General features: G+C 63.2%; 4 protein-coding genes. All 4 read left to right on the top strand.

What is annotated here, in order from left to right:
* Window positions 1-17 precede the first annotated feature (17 nt).
* Window positions 18-575, top strand: coding sequence for an invasion associated locus B family protein (locus EN925_RS33355; RefSeq protein ID WP_013529840.1), 558 nt, complete (start codon window positions 18-20; stop codon window positions 573-575).
* Between the two features lie 13 nt (window positions 576-588).
* Complete coding sequence (locus tag EN925_RS33350) at window positions 589-1,254, top strand: hypothetical protein (protein ID WP_013529841.1); 666 nt, start codon at window positions 589-591, stop codon at window positions 1,252-1,254.
* Between the two features lie 38 nt (window positions 1,255-1,292).
* Complete coding sequence (locus EN925_RS33345; protein ID WP_127367298.1) at window positions 1,293-1,754, top strand: DUF4189 domain-containing protein; 462 nt, start codon at window positions 1,293-1,295, stop codon at window positions 1,752-1,754.
* A partial coding sequence (locus EN925_RS33340) for an invasion associated locus B family protein (protein ID WP_206633066.1) occupies window positions 1,739-2,046 on the top strand: 308 nt, incomplete at its 3' end. The genes EN925_RS33345 and EN925_RS33340, both read left to right, overlap by 16 nt.

Below are 2,046 nucleotides of genomic sequence, written 5' to 3'. Positions count from 1 at the left end.
CTTGAACTGAGGCAGGGATGAAAGGACTTGTTGCCCTGACCTGCCTGGCGCTTTGCGGCGGCCTCGTGCCGGCCGCCGGGCAGGTCGCGTCGACCTACAGGATCAAGCCTTCGGACGTGGTGCTCCCGCCCGAGGTGAAGCTCGGAGACTACCAGCGCACCATACGCCCATTCGACAACTGGACGCTGATCTGCGACGAGAACCTCAAAGCCCGCAAGAAGGTCTGCAACGTCTCGCAGATCATCGAGGACGCGTCCGGCAAGATGGCCTTCAGCTGGTCGCTTGCCGCCACCCAGGACGGCAAGCCGTACATGATCCTGCGCACCGCCCCGAACGCCAGGAGCGATGGCCTGGTGTCCGTGAAATTCGATGGACAGAAGCAGCCGATCGACGTGCAGCTGAACGGCTGCAACGAAATGGTCTGTGTCGGCATGTTGCCGGTCGGCCCCGTCATGCGCCGGCAGATATCGCAGAACGCGACGCCGGCGATCTCCTACTCGACGGTCGATGGGCAGACGATCACCGTTACCGCAACGCTCAAGGGGCTGTCAGACGCCCTTTCACCACTCAAATAACCGAGGCGCCACCATGAGCCAGCAGGACCAGTTCACGTCCGCCAAACGCACTCCGAGCGTCGAGGCGGATCGGCAGAGGCGGGCCGAGCCCCCAAGGCGCTGGCCACGCGCGGCCGGATATTCACTGCTGGGATTGGTCGTGGCGGGGCTTGGCTTCGCCGCCGGGAATTACGCCGCGGTCGCCAATCTGGTCGGCGGCGCGACGGCCGCACCTGCAGCAACAGCGGCGGCCCCCGTGCTTCCGGACACGCCCTTCCTCGAGCATGTCAAGCAGGCCGGTGTGCAGGCCTGCTCGACCGTCTATCCAGTGCTCGGACAGATCCTGACGACCGGCACGAAATACAGCGTCAAATCCCTGTGGAACGACCAGGCCGCCGACAAGCACGCCATCCAGGCTTTTGTCGGCATGGACTATGCGTCGGAACGCTATAGCGGACCGGCCGCCGGCATCGTCTTCGCATCGCCCACCGCCACGGGTTGCGAAGGGGCGATGGTGCGGGTGGCGCCATTCGCCAGCCCGTGCGCCGACATCCCATCCATCCTGCCGCAGGGCAGCAAGATCACCGACCATCTCGGGCAGGTCGAGGTCTACGAGCTCGGCGGCAATGCCGGTGAAGCGCTTCTCCTGCCGACGGGCAAAAGCTGTGTGGTGATCTCCCTTGCTTCGGCGGCGAAGTAGGACGCGAAGCGAGTGAGGTCAAGGAAAGGATGCCGACCATGAGATTGCAGGCTTTGGCAGTTTTGGGCTTGACCTTGTTGTGGAGCGGACAAGTCGTCTCAGCCGACCTTGTGGCCCCATCGGAACCGCAACAGGAGGAAAAGGGCATATGGGCGGCCATTGCCTATTCGCAGGCCGATAGCAAATACGGCTTCTTCTGGGGCGCCGACAAGCGGCAGGAAGCGAAGGACATCGCACAGAAATATTGCGAGAACGCAGGCGGAAAGGCCTGCAACGTCGTCACCGTCTTCCGCAACCATCGCCATTGGAATGATGACGACGAGACCGGCTTTCCCTACAAGCACTGCGGTGCGCTTGCCGTGGCAGACAAAGTGGAGAACCGTTTCACGCCCTGGGGCGTGAACTCGGCCGAGACCCGTCGGGAAGCGGAGGATCTCGCTTTGCATGCCTGCGAGGCGACGGGAGAGAAATGCAAGATCCGCGAATGGGTCTGCACATGAAGCTTGGCCCGAAGGCCGTCTCCGCATGTGGGGCAATCCTGTTTTCGTTGATGTCACCGGCGTCCGCGCAGCAGCAGGTGGCGGCTGTCCCGGATGGACCCTCATCGCTGCGTGAGGTCTATCAGGACTGGAGCGTGACCTGTTCGGTACGGGAAAAGGCGAGAGTGTGCTCGCTTGCGCAAGACCAGGTCCAGCAGAACGGGCAGAGGCTTCTTGCCATGGAGATCGCGGCACGCCCGGACGGTTCGACGACGGCTACCCTGCTTCTGCCCTTCGGCATCCTCCTTGATCC

The organism is Mesorhizobium sp. M7A.F.Ca.US.006.04.2.1 (assembly GCF_004022915.1).
GTDB classification, from domain to species: domain Bacteria; phylum Pseudomonadota; class Alphaproteobacteria; order Rhizobiales; family Rhizobiaceae; genus Mesorhizobium; species Mesorhizobium ciceri.
Note: the sequence above shows the minus strand (reverse complement) of the source record. Positions and strands in the feature narration are given on the sequence as shown.